This window comes from Azospirillum sp. Marseille-Q6669, assembly GCF_965111635.1.
In genome coordinates, this window is record NZ_CBCOOP010000001.1 from 335,348 (window position 1) to 352,647 (window position 17,300).

General features: G+C 70.0%; 14 protein-coding genes. 8 read left to right on the forward strand and 6 right to left on the reverse strand.

Annotated elements, in window-relative coordinates; genetic code table 11:
- The first annotated feature begins 11 nt into the window (after nucleotides 1-11).
- A complete protein-coding gene (locus tag ACWPXE_RS01410; RefSeq protein WP_454016379.1) occupies nucleotides 12-1,220 on the forward strand; it encodes a glycosyltransferase family 9 protein in 1,209 nt (402 codons plus the stop codon).
- Here the strand turns inward: ACWPXE_RS01410 and ACWPXE_RS01415 are convergent.
- The 3 genes from ACWPXE_RS01415 to ACWPXE_RS01425 all read right to left on the reverse strand — a co-directional run bounded on the left by ACWPXE_RS01415 (nucleotide 1,189) and on the right by ACWPXE_RS01425 (nucleotide 6,401).
- The gene (locus ACWPXE_RS01415) at nucleotides 1,189-1,704 is read right to left on the reverse strand and encodes an invasion associated locus B family protein (protein WP_454016380.1); all 516 of its coding nucleotides are present in this window, start codon (nucleotides 1,702-1,704) and stop codon (nucleotides 1,189-1,191) included. The genes ACWPXE_RS01410 and ACWPXE_RS01415 overlap by 32 nt on opposite strands.
- Before the next feature lie 14 nt (nucleotides 1,705-1,718).
- Nucleotides 1,719-5,534, reverse strand: coding sequence for an autotransporter domain-containing protein (locus ACWPXE_RS01420; protein ID WP_454016381.1), 3,816 nt, complete (start codon nucleotides 5,532-5,534; stop codon nucleotides 1,719-1,721).
- A 441-nt stretch (nucleotides 5,535-5,975) separates the two neighbouring features.
- Nucleotides 5,976-6,401, reverse strand: coding sequence for an OsmC family protein (locus ACWPXE_RS01425; RefSeq protein ID WP_454016382.1), 426 nt, complete (start codon nucleotides 6,399-6,401; stop codon nucleotides 5,976-5,978).
- Between the two features lie 223 nt (nucleotides 6,402-6,624).
- On the opposite strand from ACWPXE_RS01425, the gene ACWPXE_RS01430 reads away from it, so the two are divergent.
- The 6 genes from ACWPXE_RS01430 to ACWPXE_RS01455 are packed head-to-tail and all read left to right on the forward strand — an operon-like array spanning nucleotide 6,625 to nucleotide 14,312.
- Complete coding sequence (locus tag ACWPXE_RS01430; RefSeq protein WP_454016383.1) at nucleotides 6,625-6,954, forward strand: acyl carrier protein; 330 nt, start codon at nucleotides 6,625-6,627, stop codon at nucleotides 6,952-6,954.
- Nucleotides 6,951-8,162, forward strand: coding sequence for an acyl-CoA dehydrogenase family protein (locus ACWPXE_RS01435; RefSeq protein ID WP_454016384.1), 1,212 nt, complete (start codon nucleotides 6,951-6,953; stop codon nucleotides 8,160-8,162). The genes ACWPXE_RS01430 and ACWPXE_RS01435 overlap by 4 nt, the downstream gene beginning before the upstream one ends.
- 26 nt (nucleotides 8,163-8,188) lie before the next feature.
- A complete protein-coding gene (locus ACWPXE_RS01440; protein ID WP_454016385.1) occupies nucleotides 8,189-9,127 on the forward strand; it encodes an amino acid--[acyl-carrier-protein] ligase in 939 nt (312 codons plus the stop codon).
- A gap of 20 nt (nucleotides 9,128-9,147) precedes the next feature.
- Nucleotides 9,148-10,050: a DUF1839 family protein gene (locus tag ACWPXE_RS01445; protein ID WP_454016386.1), complete on the forward strand. Its 903-nt coding sequence runs from the start codon at nucleotides 9,148-9,150 to the stop codon at nucleotides 10,048-10,050.
- A 6-nt stretch (nucleotides 10,051-10,056) separates the two neighbouring features.
- Nucleotides 10,057-12,498 carry a glycoside hydrolase family 2 protein gene (locus tag ACWPXE_RS01450; protein WP_454016387.1) on the forward strand — a complete coding sequence of 814 codons (2,442 nt, stop codon included), beginning with the start codon at nucleotides 10,057-10,059 and terminating at the stop codon, nucleotides 12,496-12,498.
- Complete coding sequence (locus ACWPXE_RS01455) at nucleotides 12,495-14,312, forward strand: alpha/beta fold hydrolase (RefSeq protein WP_454016388.1); 1,818 nt, start codon at nucleotides 12,495-12,497, stop codon at nucleotides 14,310-14,312. Before ACWPXE_RS01450 ends, ACWPXE_RS01455 begins: the two co-directional genes overlap by 4 nt.
- On the opposite strand, the gene ACWPXE_RS01460 is transcribed toward ACWPXE_RS01455, so the two are convergent.
- From ACWPXE_RS01460 to ACWPXE_RS01470, 3 genes are all read right to left on the reverse strand, one after another.
- The gene (locus tag ACWPXE_RS01460) at nucleotides 14,281-14,964 is read right to left on the reverse strand and encodes a phage tail protein (RefSeq protein ID WP_454016389.1); all 684 of its coding nucleotides are present in this window, start codon (nucleotides 14,962-14,964) and stop codon (nucleotides 14,281-14,283) included. The two genes, ACWPXE_RS01455 and ACWPXE_RS01460, sit on opposite strands and share 32 nt — an antisense overlap.
- A gap of 79 nt (nucleotides 14,965-15,043) precedes the next feature.
- Complete coding sequence (locus tag ACWPXE_RS01465) at nucleotides 15,044-15,364, reverse strand: DUF6916 family protein (protein WP_454016390.1); 321 nt, start codon at nucleotides 15,362-15,364, stop codon at nucleotides 15,044-15,046.
- 110 nt (nucleotides 15,365-15,474) lie between these two features.
- A complete protein-coding gene (locus tag ACWPXE_RS01470) occupies nucleotides 15,475-16,143 on the reverse strand; it encodes a phage tail protein (protein WP_454016391.1) in 669 nt (222 codons plus the stop codon).
- Nucleotides 16,144-16,498: 355 nt separating this feature from the next.
- On the opposite strand from ACWPXE_RS01470, the gene ACWPXE_RS01475 reads away from it, so the two are divergent.
- The gene (locus ACWPXE_RS01475; RefSeq protein WP_454016392.1) at nucleotides 16,499-17,134 is read left to right on the forward strand and encodes a GNAT family N-acetyltransferase; all 636 of its coding nucleotides are present in this window, start codon (nucleotides 16,499-16,501) and stop codon (nucleotides 17,132-17,134) included.
- Nucleotides 17,135-17,300: the final 166 nt, after the last annotated feature.

The following is a 17,300-nucleotide window of genomic DNA, read 5'->3' on the forward strand; positions in this document are numbered from 1 at the left end:
TGCCGCCTGTCATGCCGAGGACGCCGTCCGACAGCAACCTGTGCGAACTCCACCGCCGCGCGGGCCGGCTGGACGAAGCCGCCGCCCATGGCCGCCGCGCCGTCGCGCTCGACCCCGGTGACGCGGCCTGTTGGTACAATCTCGGGGTGGTGCTTTACGACCGGCTGGAGGTCGCGGCGTCGATCTCCTGCGAGCGCCGCGCCGTCCGTCTCCGCCCGGACTGGCCGGGGCCGCATTTCGAGCTGGCCGAGGGGCTGCTGCTTTCCGGGCAATGGGACGAGGGGTGGCGCGAATACGAATGGCGCTGGCGCCTTCGTGGCGTGCCGCCGCTGGTCCCGCCGTCGCTCCTGACGCGCGGCGGCTCGTCCGCCCCGCGGCCCTGGGACGGGCGCCCCTTGCCCAAGGGCACCCTGTTGCTGGTCGCCGACCAGGGCTTTGGCGACACCATCCAGTTCGCCCGTTACCTGCCGATGGCAGCGGCGCTCTGCCCGACGCTCGTGGTGGCGTGCAGCCCGGAGATTCGGCCGGTGATCCGCGCGCTTCCCGGCGGACACCGGATCGTCACCGATTGGGAGGAGGCGCCGCCCTTCGACGCCTACGCCGCGCTGTCGGGCCTGCCGGGGCTGTTCGGCACGAGGATCGACACCGTCCCGCCGCCACTCCCCGGCCTGCGGACCGAGCCGGAGCGGGGGCAGAGCTGGGCGGAGCGTCTGGACGGGCTGCTCCCCCGCGGCTACCGCCGCGTCGGGCTGGTCTGGGCGGGGCGCCCGACCCACGGCAACGACCGCAACCGCTCCCTGCCTCTCGCGCGGCTCGCGCCGTTCTTCGCGCTGGAGAAGACCGCGCTGGTGTCGCTCCAGAAGGGGCCGGCGCAGGCTGAGGCCGCCCGCTACTACGGGATGGCACCGCTGGTCGATGTGGGGCCGGAGCTGGAGAGTTTCGCCGACACCATGGCGGTGCTGGAGCAACTCGACCATGTGGTCTGCGTGGACACGGCGGTCGCCCATCTGGCCGGGGCGATGGGGCGTCCGACCGCGGTTCTGCTGCCCTACGCGCCGGATTGGCGCTGGCTGCTCGGCCGTGGCGGCACGCCCTGGTATCCCACCGTCACGCTGCACCGGCAGCCGGCGCCCGGACGGTGGGACGAGGCCATTCAGGCCGCCGTCGCCGCGGTGACCGGACGCGAACTCAGGGCTTCAGGGCGGCCAAGCCGTCGGTGATTCCCTTGGTGGAGAGCGGAAAGGCCACCGCCTGGGTCCCGCCATAGGGGCGGACGGCGATCTGCGCGCCCTTGGAGCGGCGCAGCGCGGTCAACGTCGCCTCGTCCATCGGGGCGTTGGCGAGGCAGCCGTCCTGGATGCATTGCTGATAGGTCAGCGCCAGCGGCTTGCCGTCATCGATGGTCAGGGCCGCCCCGGCGCGCAGGTCGACGCCCAGCGGCAGGATCACCACCATCACCCCCTTGCCGTCCGGGGCGAAGTAGCCGAGCGACGCCTTGAGGATGCGGGTCGCCTGCTTGGCCTCCTTGTTCTCCATGACGCGGGTCTGCGAGATGAAGCAGCGCGGCTTGCCGTCGGGGGGCGTTTCGCATTCGGTCTGCCAGTCGCCGAAGGTCTTGCCCGGCTCCACGGCCCCGGCGGGCGCCCCGCCTGCGAGGAGGAGGGGGAGCGCCGCCAGCGCCCCCGTGATGATGGCCTTGTGCATCGCCGTCATGCTCCTCACAGCTTCCATTTCAGGCCGGCGGTCGCCGACACCGTGTTCTCGCGGGCGCGGATCGCGTCCTGAACGCCGATGGTGGCGGTCAGCCGGTCGTCTAGAGCCACGCCCAGCCCGGCGCCGATCACCAGGGCGTCGCGGCCCGGCTTGCTGGCGTCGGCGGTGAAGGCCACTCCGCCCAGACGGTTGGTGGTGGAGGCCGTGGCGTCGGCGAAGTCATGCTCCCACGCCAGGGCGGCGTTGGGCATCAGGCGCCAGCCGCCGACCGTCACGCTGGTGCCGGCGCGCACGCCGACCGCGCTGCGCAGGCTGGTCCAGCCCGCCGCCTCGACGTCCAGCGCCACGCCGCCGCCGGACTCGCGGAACGCCTCGCGGGTGATGCGGTCGAAGCGCAGGCCGGCGCGCGGCTCGATCCACGCGCTGTCCGATCCGGCGAAGGCCATGCGGTGCCCGGCGGCGATCTCGGCGGAGAAATCATGACCGTCTGCGCTGCCGCTGGCGCCCTGGCCCAGCGTGCCGAAGGCGATGCCGCGCGAGGCGTCGTAGTTGGCGTAGCCGTAGCCGATGGCGCCCTCGACAAAGGGGCTGTCCGCCGTGCCGCGCAGGCTCCAGGAACCGTAGAGCGTCGCTTGGTAGCTGTCCACGTCGGCCTTGCCCAGCCCGTCGCGCGAGGTGACGCGGTTGCGCAGGTAGCCCAGCGCCACGCCGCCGCTCACGCCGTTCTCGTAGCTGTGGTCGGCGCCGAGCAGGAAGCCGCCGATCCGCTCGGTGGTGCCGGCGGCGTTGCCATCCGAGCCGGTCCGGCTGTAGGCGGCCAGCGGCTGGCCCCACACGCCGCCCGAGCCACGGGTTTCGCCCGTCTCGCCGACGGCGCGCGTGCCGTTGCCACCACGGGCCAGCCGGACGCCGGAGGACGCGGCCTCACCGCCGCGCAGCGCCGACAGGCGGCTTTCCACCGCGCTGCCGAACAGGCGGCGGTTGGTCCGGTCGGCGGCCAGCGTGTCGGCGTGCAGCTTGCCCGAGAGCTGGTCGAGCGCCCCGGCGATGCCGCTGCCCGGCAGGCCGTAGAGGCCGCTGAACAGCGGGGCGGCGACGCCCTCCAGCCGCGCCCCGGCGGCCGGGCGCAGCGCGTCCACCGCCGCGCCGGCGGCTTGCTGGTTGCGCGTGCCGCCGCGGACCGCGTAGTTGGTTGGCGTGACCACCAGCCGGACGGTGTTGGCGCCGTACAGCGTGTCGAAGCGGGTGCCGGCCGGCAGGCCCGCCGCCGGCTGGGTCACCGCGGCGAAGCTGCCGGACACGCCGCCGTCCGCCTGGACGATGGTGAAGCTCTGCCCCAGCGTGGCGGTGTAGGCGTTGGTGGCGTCGCCGCTGATGCCGCGCGGCACCGGAGCCAGGGTGCCGCCGGCGGTGAAGGACGCGGTCTCGACCCGGATCTGATCGTGGCGGCCGGCGCCGTTGCCGGCGGTCGGGCCGTCGATCTCGGCGCGCAGCAGGCTGGTGCCGGTCAGTGTCACGGCGGACCGGAAGGTCAGCACGCCGGGGGAGTTGCCGGGCGACAGGGTGCCGGACAGCAACGCCGGCCCGACGACCACGCCGTGCCCGCCGAACGTCGATCCGGCGCCGGTGGTCAGCGTTCCGGCGACGATCCCGTCCACCGTGGCCGCGGCGCCGTTGCCCAGCGTGACCGCCCCGGTGGTACCGGTGGCCGTCACAGTGATGGCGCCGTTGCCGACGGTGACCGGGGCCATGACGGCGCCGGCCAGGGTGGCGGTGCCGCCGGAGGTGACGGTGACCGCCCCGTTGACCGCGCCGTTGGCGGCCACGGTCAGGGTGCCGCCCTGGACCCCCAGCGTGCCGCCGACACCGCCGCCCTCGACGACGGTCATCGCGCCGCCGCGGGCCACCGTCACCGGGACGGCCACGACGCCGCCGACCGTGGCGCTGCCGCCGTTGTTCAGGGCGAGCGTGCCGCCCGCCACCACGCCGCCCTTGGCGACGGTCAGGGCCGCACCGTCCCCGACCGACAGGCCGCCGGCGTTGGCGAGCTGGCCGGAGACGACCACCGCGCCGGGGCCTGACGCGGCCAGCGCACCGCTGCCGCCGACGGAGCCCGCCAGGGTGACGGTGCTGCCGTCCGGTGTGATGGTGCCGCCGCGGCTGGTCACGGTGACCGACTGACCGACCGTCAGCGGCGATGCCGGGCGCAGCGTGCCGCCGTCGAAGGTGACCGTGCCGCCCTGGACCGCGCCGTCGCTGTTGGTAAAGCTCGGGCGGCTGGTGTCGATCACGCCGGTCGCCGGAGGCGTAGGGGTGGGCGTCGGAGTGGGTTCGGGGTTCGGAGTCGGATCAGGATTTGGATTGGGGGTTGGATCGGGATTGGGATTCGGATTGGGGTTCGGTTCCGGTTCGGGGTCCGGCTGGGGGACCACCTTGGTCAGGGTGAGCTGAATCCGGTTGTTCGCCGTGTCCAGGCTGGCCGTCGGGGTCAGCGTCGTGTCGCTGTTGGTGACGGAGGTGAAGCCGCCGGACACCCCGCCCGCCGCGGTCAGGATGGTGTAGGTCGTGCTGTCGCCGTAGCCGCCGCCGGCGGAGGTGACGGCCAGCGCGCCGCCCATGGTGGCGGTGCCGGTGACCGCCAGCTTGCTGGCGGTGCTGGAGGTCGTCCGGATCGCCAGCGTGCTTCCGCTCTGCTGCGTGTAGTTTCCGGTGACGGTCAACGTGCCGGGCGTTCCGGCGGCACCGGGGGTCAGGGTGGTGCCGGACGGGCTGGTCACGGTCCCGACGACCGTGCCCGTTCCGGCGAGCGTCGTCCCGCTGGCGAGCTGGAGCGCGGTGGTGAGGGAGCCGTCAACGCGCAGCGTTCCGGCCTGGACGTCCGTCGTCGTGGCCGAACTCGCGCCGCCCAGGGTCCACTCGGTTCCGGTGAGGGTCAGGGTGGTGGCCCCGGAGATTGGTCCAGACAGAGAGCCGCTTCCCTCCAACACCAAGTTCTGAGTGCCGCCGTCGTTCGACAGGCCGCCGATGACGACGCTGCCGTCCTTCAGGGTGATGGAACTGGTGTTTCCGGAGGCGTAGGTTCGGATCGCCTTGTGGCCGGAACCGGCGACGATGGTCCCGTGGTTGACGATGGTCGAGGCGCCGACGATGGAAACCGCGTCTGAGGCGCCGATGATCGTTCCGTAATTGGTAAGCGTACTCGCCGTCGAGAAATTCTGGACCTTGATCGCCGGATATTGGGTCTGGAATGCCTGCTGCGCCGGCAGCAGGCTTTGGATCAGCGCGGTCCCGTTCGTGGGAGAGCCGTTCGTGATGTCGGCCGCATGGGCGATCTCGATGGCGGACCAGTTGCCAATCACCGTCCCGGTGTTCTGGATGACCGATTTCGACCCGTTCGAATTGTTGATCAGGATGCCGACGTAGGCATTTTTCGCGCTGATCAGGCCGGAATTGATGACGGTGCCGTAATTCTGCGCGTAGACACCATCGGCTTGGTTGTAATTCGCTTCGAGCGAGATCTTGATCGTACCCTGGTTGGTCAGGGTCCAGCCGCCGTTCGCATTGATCCAGACGCCGGTGCTCAGATCGTTCGGGTCCGTTCCGGTGCCGCTGTCAACCACGCCACCGGTGCTGGTGATGAGGATGTTGCTTCCGCTCGGATAGAAGGACTGGTTCGTGATGGTCGACAGCGTCTCGATCGGCGCTGCGCTCGCGGCGAGCGACACGCCGAGCGCGATGGGGGCAGCGACCATCGCCGGAAGGCGCCCACCCAACATCAGGCTTTGGCGGATGGTGTCGAGCGAGGGCGACGGCGACGGCATGGGCGACTCACCTTGCATGCGGGGCATAAGCGTTACGACCAATGGGTTACACCATCCAATCATAACGGGAGCGCCGTATGGTCGCCAAGATAAAAGATACAAATGTATAAAAATTTGAGGTTTGATATTTATCTAATCTTGTAAATTGCGCAACAAAGAAGGACTGAATATATGGATGATTGTGAAGTCGAGGATAAAAGGTGCTTTGTTCGTTGGGGAGATGCGCAGGTTTAGCCAAGATATGCGGAATGTCGGCATGTTCTCGATTAACGATTTCAAGAATGGGCTGATTTGAGAATGCAGAAAATTGTCAAAAGCCTTATTCACATCGGACCGCAGCCCCGCTTGCGCCGTGTCGATGTGGCAAATTCCCACGTTGGAGGTTAATAGGCGGAGCGGCACCGGCCCGGCGGTCGGTGCAGACTGCCGGGCCGGACACGATCACACAAGCCGGGCGTTCAAGGTGATCTCCGTTCCGGTCAGCGCCTTGGACACCGGGCAGTTCTTCTTCGCACCCTCGGCCTGCTGCCGGAAGGTCTCGGCGTCGATGCCGGGAATCTCGGCCTCGCAGTCCAGTTCGATCTTCGTGATGGCGAAGCCCTCGCCGGCCTTGTCGAGATGGACACGGGCGGTGGTGTGCACGCGCGTCGGCGTGTGCCCGGCCTTCGACAGGCCGGCGGACAGCGCCATGGAGAAGCAGCCGGCGTGGGCGGCGGCGATCAGTTCCTCCGGGTTGGTGCCGGTGCCGTTCTCGAAGCGCGACGGGAAGGAGTAGGCGCCTTCGAACGCGCCGCTGCCCAGCCGCATCGTGCCCGACCCCTGGGCGAGGTTGCCGCGCCATTCCGCATCCGATTGCCGCACAGCCATGGTGATCTCCCGATCCTGTGATTGTTGGATGAACCGCCGCTCAAGTTAGAGCCGACCGGAGGAACGGCAATCGCCACAGGAGTTAAGCAAGAGGAGCGTTTGGCATCCGAAAAGCACCCGGGGCATACGGAAAAGCAGAGGAAGGCGCAGAACAATTAAGGTTTTGTGGCGTTGTCCCGGCACAGGGAAAGCCAGAGGTTGAATGGGGGTAGGAGGAATGAGCATGCGCCAACCGGATTGGCAGATCGCGGCTGGAACGGCGCCACGGGGCGGCGATGCCCAGGCGGTCAGCGCGGCCGACATCCGGGCGCTTCTGGCCGACAGCGGCTGGTTGGCCACCGACGCTTCCGCCTTGTCCGACGAGGACGATCTCTACGCCGCCGGATTGACCTCCCACGGGTCGGTGAACCTGATGCTGGCGCTGGAGGAGCGCTACGGCGTCGAGTTCCCGGAACATCTGCTGCGCCGCCGCACCTTCGAGAGCATCGCGGCGATCCGTTCCGCGGTCGCTGGCCTGCTGGACGGCGCGCCGGGCGGGATGGGGGCCGGATGAAGGCTCCCGCGCCGGACAGCCTGCCTGCCATGGCGGCCGAGGCTGCCGCCGGAGCGGCGTCCGAGGCCGCCGCCATCGCCGGGCGCCATGCCGACAGTGTGGACCGCGAGGCGCGCTTTCCCGCTGAAGCCTTCGCCGCCTTGCGCGAGGCCCGGCTGCTCGGCCTGATGGTGCCGCGGGCCTTCGGTGGCGGCGGTGGCGGTCTGACCGACGCCGCGGCGGTGGCCCACGCGCTGGCCCAGACATGCCCGTCCACCGGGCTGATCTACGCCATGCACCAGATCCAAGTGGCCTGCCTTGTGCGCCATGGGCAGGGCAGCGACTGGCACCGTGGTTTCCTGGAGCGGTTGGCCGGGGAGCAGCTCCTTCTCGCCTCCGCGACGACCGAGGCCGGGATCGGCGGTGACGTACGCTCCAGCGCCTGCGCGGTGACCGGCACGGTGGAGGGCGAGACAGGCGGTGCCTTCCGGCTGGAAAAGCAGGCGACGGTCATCTCCTACGGGATGGAGGCCGATGCGATCCTGGTGACGGCGCGGCGCACGGCGGACTCGCCGCCCTCCGATCAGGTCATCGTTCCGGTGCTGCGCGGGCAGACTCACTTGGAGGAGATCGGCGGCTGGGACACGCTGGGCATGCGGGGCACCCGCAGCGTCGGCTACCGGCTGGTGGCGGAGGCGGAGCGGGCGCAGATCCTGCCGCTGCCCTACGCCGACATCTCCGCCCGCACCATGCTGCCGGTGACCCACATCCTGTGGAGCAGCGTCTGGCTGGGCATCGCGACGGACGCGGTGGCGCGGGCCGCCGCCTTCATCCGGGCGGAGGCGCGCAAGCGTCCCGGCACCCCGCCGCCGGGGGCGCGGCGGCTGGCCGAGGCGACCGCCGGGCTCCAGGCCATGCGCGGCATGGTGCGCGGTGCGCTCGCCCGGTTCGAGGAGGCGGCGGACAATCCCGACCGTCTCACCTCGCTGGGCTTCGCGGTCGCCATGAACACGCTGAAGACCGAAGCGGCGGAGATGGTGGTGCGGATTGTGGGGCAGGCGATGCTGGCCGGCGGCTTGGCCGCCTACCGCAACGACAGCCCCCACAGCCTGGGCCGCCACCTGCGCGACGCCCACTCGGCGCCGCTGATGATCAACAACGACCGGATCCTGGGCAACACGGCGAACCTGCTGCTGGCGCACAGGGACAACGGTTCTCTCTTCGGCTGAGGCTTTCTCGGAACGGAATGCGGCGGATGGACATGCGGGCAGAGGGCACACCGGTGGAGAATGGGCAGGCGGCGTTCCGCGACGCGCTGATCGCGGCCGGGCTGCTGATCCCCACGGGGGTCGATGGGCTGTATGGCCGTAGCGGGGTCTTCGAGGACGTCGTGGAGCGCTTCAACGACCTGATCACCACCTGGGGCGGCGAAGACGGGGCGGACGTCATGCGCTTTCCTCCGGGGGTGGCCCGCCATCAGTTCGAACAGAGCGGCTATCTGAAGAGCTTTCCGCATCTGGCCGGAACCGTTCACGCCTTCAAGGGCGACGAGCGCGCCCATCAATCCCTGCTGCGCCGGCTGGAGGAGGGGGAGGAGTGGACCGACGCCCAGATGGCGACCAACGTCGTCTTGACCCCCGCCGCCTGCTACCCGGTCTACCCCACCATCGCGGAGCGCGGGCCGCTGCCCGCCGACGGCGCGCTGGTCGACGTCTATTCCTACTGCTTCCGCCATGAACCGTCGCTGGACCCGGCGCGGATGCAGATGTTCCGGATGCGCGAATATGTGTGCGTCGGCACGCCGGAGCAGGTGATGGAATTCCGGCAAAGCTGGGTGGAGAGGGGGCGGGCGCTGATGGAATCGCTGGCCCTGCCGGTGGCCGTCGATCTGGCGAACGACCCCTTCTTCGGTCGGGCCGGGCGGATGCTGGCGGCCAGCCAGCGTGACCAGGGCCTGAAATTCGAACTGCTGATCCCCATCGCGTCGGCGGAGCAGCCTACCGCCTGCCTCAGCTTCAATTACCATCAGGATCATTTCGGGCTGCTGTGGGATCTTCGCACCCCGGACGGCGCGGTCGCCCACACGGCCTGTGTCGGCTTCGGGATGGAGCGGGTGGCGCTGGCGCTGTTCCGCCATCACGGCTTCGACGTGAAAGCGTGGCCCGCCGCCGTGCGCGCCGTCCTCTGGGGTTGAGCGGGCAGGGGAGGCCGGGCATGGCGCATCCGCTCGACAGGCCGGACCGCGACTGGGCAGAGACCAACTGCTACACCGACCTGTGGATCGGGCTGCTGCGGGCGCTGGAGATGGAGCCGATGGCCGCCCTGGCTTTCACCGTCGCCCAGGATTTTGAGGGCGACCAGTTCACCTTCTTCAAGGTACCGCCGGAAGACCTGCGCCGACTCTATGGGCTGGAGGTGCAGGAACTCGCCCTCTACGACCGGGTGGAGGCCCACGCGGCGGTGCAGGTGGCGCGCGGGCGTCCCGTGCTGGTCGAGGTGGACGGCTATCACCTGCCGGACACCCGTGGCACGTCGTATCGCGCGCAGCACGTCAAGACGACCATCGCGATCCTCGGCATGGACGCGGGTGGGCGGCGGCTGGACTACATCCACAACGCCGGGCGCTTCATGCTGGAAGGGGAGGACTACGACGGCCTGTTCGCCCCCGCTCCCCTGTTCCCCTACGTGGAGTTCGTGAAGCGCAGCGGCCCGGCCTTGGAGGGGGAGGCCCTGATGGACGCGTCCCGCGGGCTGCTGTCCCACCATCTGCGCCGTCGCCCGGCGGGAAACCCCATCACCGCCTTCCGAGCCGCGCTCCCGGAGCATCTGGAGGTTCTGGCCGCCCGGTCCATGGACTATTTCCATCTCTACGCCTTCAACACGCTGCGACAGGTCGGGGCGAACTTCGAGCTTCTCGGGATGCACGTCCGTTGGATCGGCGGGCCGGCGGACGCGGTGGAGGCCTGCGCCAGCCTCTCCGCTACCGCCAAGGCCTTTCAGTTCCAGCTCGCACGCGGTGTGCACCGGCGGCGCTTCGGCGATTACGCGGAACCGCTCGAGGCGATGGAGCGAGCGTACGACCATGCGCTCGGCGCGCTGGTCCGCCGTTACGGGTGACGGAGGATGGCGCGCCTTCACGCCGTGACCGGCCGCAGCGTGACGCCCCTGTCCGCGGGGTGGGAGCTGTGCGTGACCGAGCCGGGCGGAACGCCCGCAGGGGATTGGCTGCCCGCCCCGGTGCCCGGCACCGTCGCCCAGGCTTTGCGCGCGGCGGGGCTCTACCGGCTGGGTGATCCGCTTCCCCTCCACGACCGCGACGTCTGGTACCGGGTGACGCTGACTGGTGACGGGCCTTGCACCCTGCGCTTCCATGGCCTCGCCACCGTCGCGGAGGTCTGGCTGGACGGCAAGTGCATCCTGGCCAGCGACAGCATGTTCCAGCGCTACGACGTGCCGGTCACGCTGCGCGGCGCGCACGCGCTGCGCATCGTCTTTCGCGCCCTGAACCCGGTGCTGAAGACGCGGAAGGGGCGGGGCCGCTGGCCGGTCCGGCTTGCCGAGCCGGCGGGGCTGCGCGCGGTGCGGACCACGCTTCTGGGGCACATGCCCGGCTGGTGCCCGTCCGTGCCGGCGGTCGGCCCCTGGCGTCCGGTGGAGCTGATCACGGAGGATGGTCCGCTGCGCATCCGCTCGGCGGACATGCGCGCCACGCTGGAGGGACGGGACGGCAGCCTGTCCCTGACGCTGGCGGCGGCCTGGAACGGGTCCGCTCACCCGCCGGGCTGGCTGGAGGTGGGGGAGGCGCGGGCGCCGCTCCGCTGGACCGGGCCGGAGGAACTGCACGGCGACATCCGCCTGCCGGAGATCGAGCCATGGTGGCCGCACAGCCACGGCAAGCCGGCGCTCCACACCGTGCGCGCGGTGATCGGTGACGAGGGCATCGAATTGGGCCGCACCGGCTTCCGCCGCATCGAGCGCGAGCCCGGCGACGGCTTCGCCCTGCGCATCAACGGCGAGCGGGTCTTCTGCCGCGGCGCGTGCTGGAGCAGCCCCGACATCGTGACCCTGCCGGGGACGCGGGACGCCTACACCCCCTGGCTGGAAACGGCGCGGCAAGCCGGCATGACCATGCTGCGCGTGCCTGGCATCGCCGTATACGAGGCCGACGCCTTCTTCGACCTGTGCGATGAGATGGGAATTCTCGTCTGGCAGGACTTCATGTTCGCCAATTTCGACTATCCGGCCGACGAGCCGTTCCTCGACGGCGCCCGACGGGAAGCGGCGCAATTGCTCGACCGGGTGCAGGCCTCGCCGTCGCTGGCCGTGCTGTGCGGCGGCAGCGAGGCGGAGCAGCAGGCGGCCATGCTCGGCCTGCCGCGCGAACGCTGGAGCCAGCCGCTGTTCGACACCGTCCTGCGGGACGAGGCGGAACGGTGGCGGCCCGACGTGCCCTACGTGACCAACTCCCCAACCGGCGGGCCGCTGCCCTTCGCCGCCGACGCCGGCGTGACCCACTATTACGGCGTCGGGGCCTATCTCCGCCCGCTGGAGGACGCGCGCCGGGCGAATATTCGCTTCGCCCCCGAATGCCTCGCCTTCGCCAACATGCCGGCGGCCGGGGCGCTGCCCGGCGTGCCGGCGGTCCACGACCCGCGCTGGAAGACGCGCGTGCCGCGCGACCCCGGCGCTCCGTGGGATTTCGAGGATGTGCGGGACCATTACCTGCGGACGCTGCACGGCGTCGATCCCATGCTTCTGCGTTACGAGGACCCCGACCGCTACGCGCGGCTGTCGCGCGCCGTGACGGGTGAGGTGATGGAGGCCGTCTTCGCGGAATGGCGTCGGGTCGGCTCTCCTTGCGCGGGCGGGCTGGTCTGGATGTTCCAGGACGTCTGGCTGGGGGCCGGCTGGGGCGTGGTCGATTCCGCGGGTGTGCCGAAGGCGGCGTGGCACGCCTTGCGCCGCGCCTTTCGGCCCGTGCAGGTCCTGCTGACCGACGAGGGGGTGAACGGGCTGGCGATCCATTTGCTGAACGAGACGGCGGAGCCGGTGGACGCGGTGTTGACCCTGACCGCCCTGCGGCGGGGCAGGGTGCCGGTGCTGCGTGCCGAGCGGACGTTCACCCTGCCGCCGCGCAGCGCCCAGGTCATGGCGGCGGCGTCTCTGCCCAACCGCTTCGTCGATCTGACCGGTGCTTACCGTTTCGGTCCGCCCACCCACGACGCGGTGGTGGCGGCCCTCTCCGACGCGCGCTCCGGCGCTGCGGTGGCGGAGGCCTTTTACTTCCCGCAGGGCGGGCGGATGGAACGCGCGGATGTGGGCTTGGACGCCCGCGTGGAGCGGATGGGGGAGGGGTGGCATCTGGTGCTGTCCAGCCGGCGCCTCGCCCGCTCCGTCCACATCGAGGACGACGGGTTCCGGGGGGAGGAGGAATGGTTCCATCTCCCGCCGGGAATGGAGCGCCGGATCAGGCTGATCGCGCGCCACTCCGGCGCGGCGGTGCCCGATGGCGAGGTTCATGCGTTGAACGGCCTGGACGCAACGCGCTACCGGGGGGCAGCATGACGCCCGATCCGTCCACGCCCGTTCTGTTCGAGGGCTGCTTCGGCTGGCTGCACCCGGCCGGTGGGCGCCGCGGCGTCGTGCTGTGCGCGCCTTACGGTGGCGAGGCGTTGGCCACCCACCGGGCGTGGCGCCGCTTTGCCGAGGCTCTGGCCGCGGCTGGGCTGCCGGTGTTGCGCTTCGACTATCCCGGCACCGGAAACAGCGCCGGCGGGGAGGGCGATCCGTCCCGCCTGGAGGCGTGGCTCGGCGGCATCCGGGCGGCCGTCACCCATCTGCGCACGGTCACCGGGGTCGAGGAGGTGGCTCTGGTGGGCCTGCGGCTGGGCGCCCTGCTCGCCGCGGTGGCGGCGCGCGCGGCGAGGGCGGACGCGCTGGTTCTGCTGGCGCCTTTTCCTTCGGGCCGGACCTTCCTGCAGGAGTTGCGGGCGGTCGCCCTGCTCGCCGAGCGGCCGGCGGATGCCCCGCCCGCGGTCGGGCCGGAGGGGATCGACAGCGCCGGCTTCCGCCTGACGCCGGAGACGGCGGAGGCTCTGCGGGCGCTCGACCTCACGCGGATGACGGAAACCCCGGCCCGGCGGGTGCTGATCCTCGACCGCCCTGAGGGACGCGCCGCCGCTCTGGCGGAGCGGTTCCGCGCGCTGGGGGCCGGTGTCGAGGAGGCGCCTTTTCCCGACCACGCGCGGCTGATCACCAGCGTGCAGCACGCGATTCTCGACTGCTCGGCCTTCACGCGGGCGGCGGCCTGGCTGATGCAGGACATGGCGCCAGCCGAACGGCGGTCAGTGGCGGAAACCTTCATCCCGCGCCTGAGGCTCGCCGACGCGGTGGAGCGCCCGCTCCGTTTCGGCCCCGCCGCCGGTCTGTTCGGCATCCTCTGCGAACCCGCGACTGTCGCGGTCACCGGCCTGCCCGCCGTGCTGCTGCTGAACAGCGGCGCCACGCCCCACACCGGCACCGGGCGCATGTCGGTGCGGCTGGCCCGCCGGCTGGCGGCGCGGGGGATCGCCTCCCTGCGCATGGATCTGGGCGGGCTGGGGGACAGCGCGTCGAAGCCGGGGCGCCGTGACGGGCTGATCTATTGCCGTGACATGGTGGAGGACGCGCAGGACGGGTTGGACGCGCTGGCTGCGGCGGGGCACGGTGCCGCCGTGGCCGTGGGGCTGTGCGCCGGGGCGGCGGTGGCGCTGCGCGTCGCGCTGGCCGACCCGCGGGTGGTCGGGCTGGCGCTGGTCAATCCGGGCCGCTTCGTTCTGGGAGACGGGGTGACGCAGGAGGAGGCCATCGGCAGCGCGGTGAAGCCGGCCGCTGCCTATCTTCCCCGGCTGACCGAGCCGGCGGTGTGGCGGGCCATCCTGCGCCAGGACCGCAAGGCGTCGCGCGTTGCGCGTGGCCTGTCGGAACGGGCGGCCCGCCGGCTGCGCATCGGGGCCGGGCGCCTGCGCGCCGGGCTGACGGGGGGCGGCTACGCCCGCGACGACGTGCTCTACGCCTTCAAGGCGCTGTCCGACCGCGGAGTCCGCACGCTGATGGTCCACAGCGCGGGCGACGTGACTCTGGGCGAACTGGAGGCGCAGGCCGGGGCGGGCGGCGGGCGGCTGCGGCGGATGGGCGGGCTGTGGATGGAGCGCCTCGCCGGGGCCGATCATAGCCTGATGGAGCGCGCCGCGCGGGAGCGCTTTGCCGACCTGCTGGATAAGCTGCTGGACCAAATCGGCACGGGCGCGACGGGCACCGTGCGCGGGAAAGGCCCCGGCCCACCGGAAGGGACCGGGGCTCTCCGCGTCAATCACGCGACGGGAAGTAGCCCAGCATGAAGATGAAGAAGAACAGCGACTGGTAGGGCTGCAGGTTGTTGAGGGGGGTCGGGCCGGTGACGCCGCCCCCCGCGCTCACGGCGATGCTGGCGCCCGTTGGACCCCCGCTGACCGTGCCCTGGGTGGAGAGCGCGCCGGTCAGCGAGCTTCCGCTGGGCGGGGTCGGCAGGCTCGAGGCCGGGATGTAGGGTCCGTTGACGGCGACGTCGGTGCTCGGATCGATGAACTGCCCACCCAGCACCACGGGGTTGCCGGACGGGCTGTTGCTGGTGCCGACGGCGGGGTTCAGCGGGACCGTGACCGTCGCATTGAACGGCACGCTGCCGCCCGCGCTGCCGCCCTGGAAGGATGCGGCGTGGGGGTGCAGCGGCAGGTTGGCGCCGCTGACCGTCGTATACTGTGTGCCTCCCGAATTCCCGGGGTTGAGCGTGGTGCCGGTGTAGGGGCTGATCCCCGGCCCCACCATCACGCGGCCGCGCAGGTCGGGCAGGTTGAACGTCGAATTGGCCTGCCCGCCGCCGAAGGCGCCGGCCGTGACCGCCCACAAGGCTTGGTACTGTTGGGAGTTGACGGTCTGTCCCAGACATTGCTGGGTGTTCACCGGGGCGAAGTTGCCGGCGAATGGAAAGATGGTGCCTAGGTAGAAGTCCATGGCGAGATCTCCGGTGGATTCGATGCGCTGGGGCGGACGGTGTGCGGTGATGCCGCGAAATGGAACGTGGCGGCCGGACTCAATTCAGGATCAGTTCGAAACAGCCCCGGTCGTGGGCGCGTGGGATGACGCGCACGATGTAGAACGGGCCCATCAGTCCCATCGTCGGATGGTCGATCTGGAAATAGCCGTTCCACAGCTGGCTGGGGCCGTAGGTCTCGAACAGAGCCGAAAAGGACGTGCGCTTCGCCCAGCGCGGCGTGCATTCCGGACGTGCCGTCAGCTTCGTCAACTCGACGTCCGTGATCGCGGACCCGTCCTCAGGGCTCAGGAAGCGGAACGTCTCGCCGAGATGCGGGGCGAACATCTCGTGAGACAGGGTGGCGATGTCGATGGTCATCTCAAAGGTCCGGGCTCAAGTTCTGAAGGTACGGCTGTCGTTTCGGGCATAGGAAGCCGACGCGCCGCATCCGTCCATCCGCTGTTCGACTGATCAGGGTGTGCCCCGGCTCAATCGCGCATCGGGTAGATGCCGCTGGTGACGATCAGCATGGTCAGGGTCAGATAGGGTTGCATGTTGTTCAGCGCCGTCGGGTTGGAGACGCCGCCGCCGGCCGAAACGCTCACCGTGCCCGTCAGCCCGCCCATCGTGACGGTGCCGGAAGCCGAACCGACCAGCGCCGAGCCGCTCGGGGCGGTGCCGGAGCTGTAGGGGCCGTCCATGGTGACGCCGACGCCGGGATCGTTGAGCTGGAACGCGCCGAGATAGTTGTTGCCGCCCGCCGGGGTGGCGCTGGAGCCGACGCTGGTGCTCACGGGGATGGCCGCGGCGGCGGTGACGGTCGCGTTGGTGCTGCTGCCCGACGGCGTGAAGGATGCGGCGTGGGTGTGCAGGGGCAGGTTCTGGGCGGTGATGAGATTGTTCGCGGCGCCGCCGTTGTTCCCCGGATTGAGCGTCTGATTGTTCAGGTAGGGGCTGGTGCCCGAACCGACCATGACGCGGCCGCGCAGATCCGGCAGATTGAAGTTGGTGGTGCCATTGCCGCCGTACATCGCCCCCGTGATGGCGAACAGGGCCTGGTTTTGGCTGACCTGCATCTGCTGGCCCAAACACTGGGCGGTGAACTGCGGAGCGTAGGCGCCGGCGAACGGAATGACCAGACCGAGGTAAACTTCCATGGTGAAACCTCCTGTGTATGAAACCGGTTGCGGCGGCCTGTGGCCAGCGTCCCCCTAAGGACGCGCCACTCCGCCGAATGTGATAGAAAGCATGCCGTTATATTCTCCTGAACGGCTAGTGCCTGAGCAACGGACGATACAAAAAGTTACTTTTTTCGATTGTTATCTTTGCATTGCAATCCTGCGGTTGCATATTCACGTATGTGTTTGGCCGCCGCCGGATTGTGGGCGATGCGTCCGCTTGATCGCCGGCGGTGTCGGGCTGTCTTCGGTTACGGTCGCTCCGCACCGGGCCGGCGCCGAGGCGGACGACTCGAGGGGCACCCGCCACCGTGAAGGTCCGCAGCGGCGATTCTTGCGTGAGGTCCGCATCTTCGGCTATTCAGGGCGCACGCTTGTGCTACCGGAAGGGGTGAGGCCGATGGCCGTTCTGAATGGGTCGCTGCCGCTGCTCGGCGGGTTGACGGTGCGCTTCCCCCGCCCATCGGACGACGACTTCCTTATGGGTCTGTTCATGGACGCGCGCCCCTGGCTGGCCAAGGCGCATCACGACCGCGACTTCATCCGGACACTCTACGAACAGCAGTACGGTGCGCGGCGGATGGGGCAGGAGAGCCGGTATCCGGAGCATCTGGATTTCGTTGTCGAAAAGACGGGCCAGCCGGTTGGGCGGATCATCATGGATCTGGGACGCTATGACTGGCGCGTGTCGGAGGTGGAGATCCATCGTCTGGCCCGTGGCAAGGGCATCGGCACCGATCTGCTGCGGAGCTTCCAGGGGACCGCGGCGCAAATGCGCATCCCGATCACTTTGTCGGTGGCCGAGGTGGATACGCGCGTTCATTGGTTCTATCACCGGTTGGGCTTCGATCTTCTGGCGAAAACATCACCATCCCTTGAGCTGATCTGGTTGCCGCCCGGTCACCCGGGAATCCAGCACTTGCCGCCGCAGATTCTGCCGGCCCAGATGCAGCAGGGCGGCGCCTCCTGACGCTGGTTCCTTGGTAACGCGGTCGGGCGGTCCGCTTCCTTTGTGGTGAATACCGGCACAGTCACTGCATTGCAGACCTGTGACATCGGTGCGCAGTGTTATGCACGCAAATGTTTGACTTCGCCACGCTGTGCGCTCGCCAGGGGCGAACTCGCGGCGTGAAAAG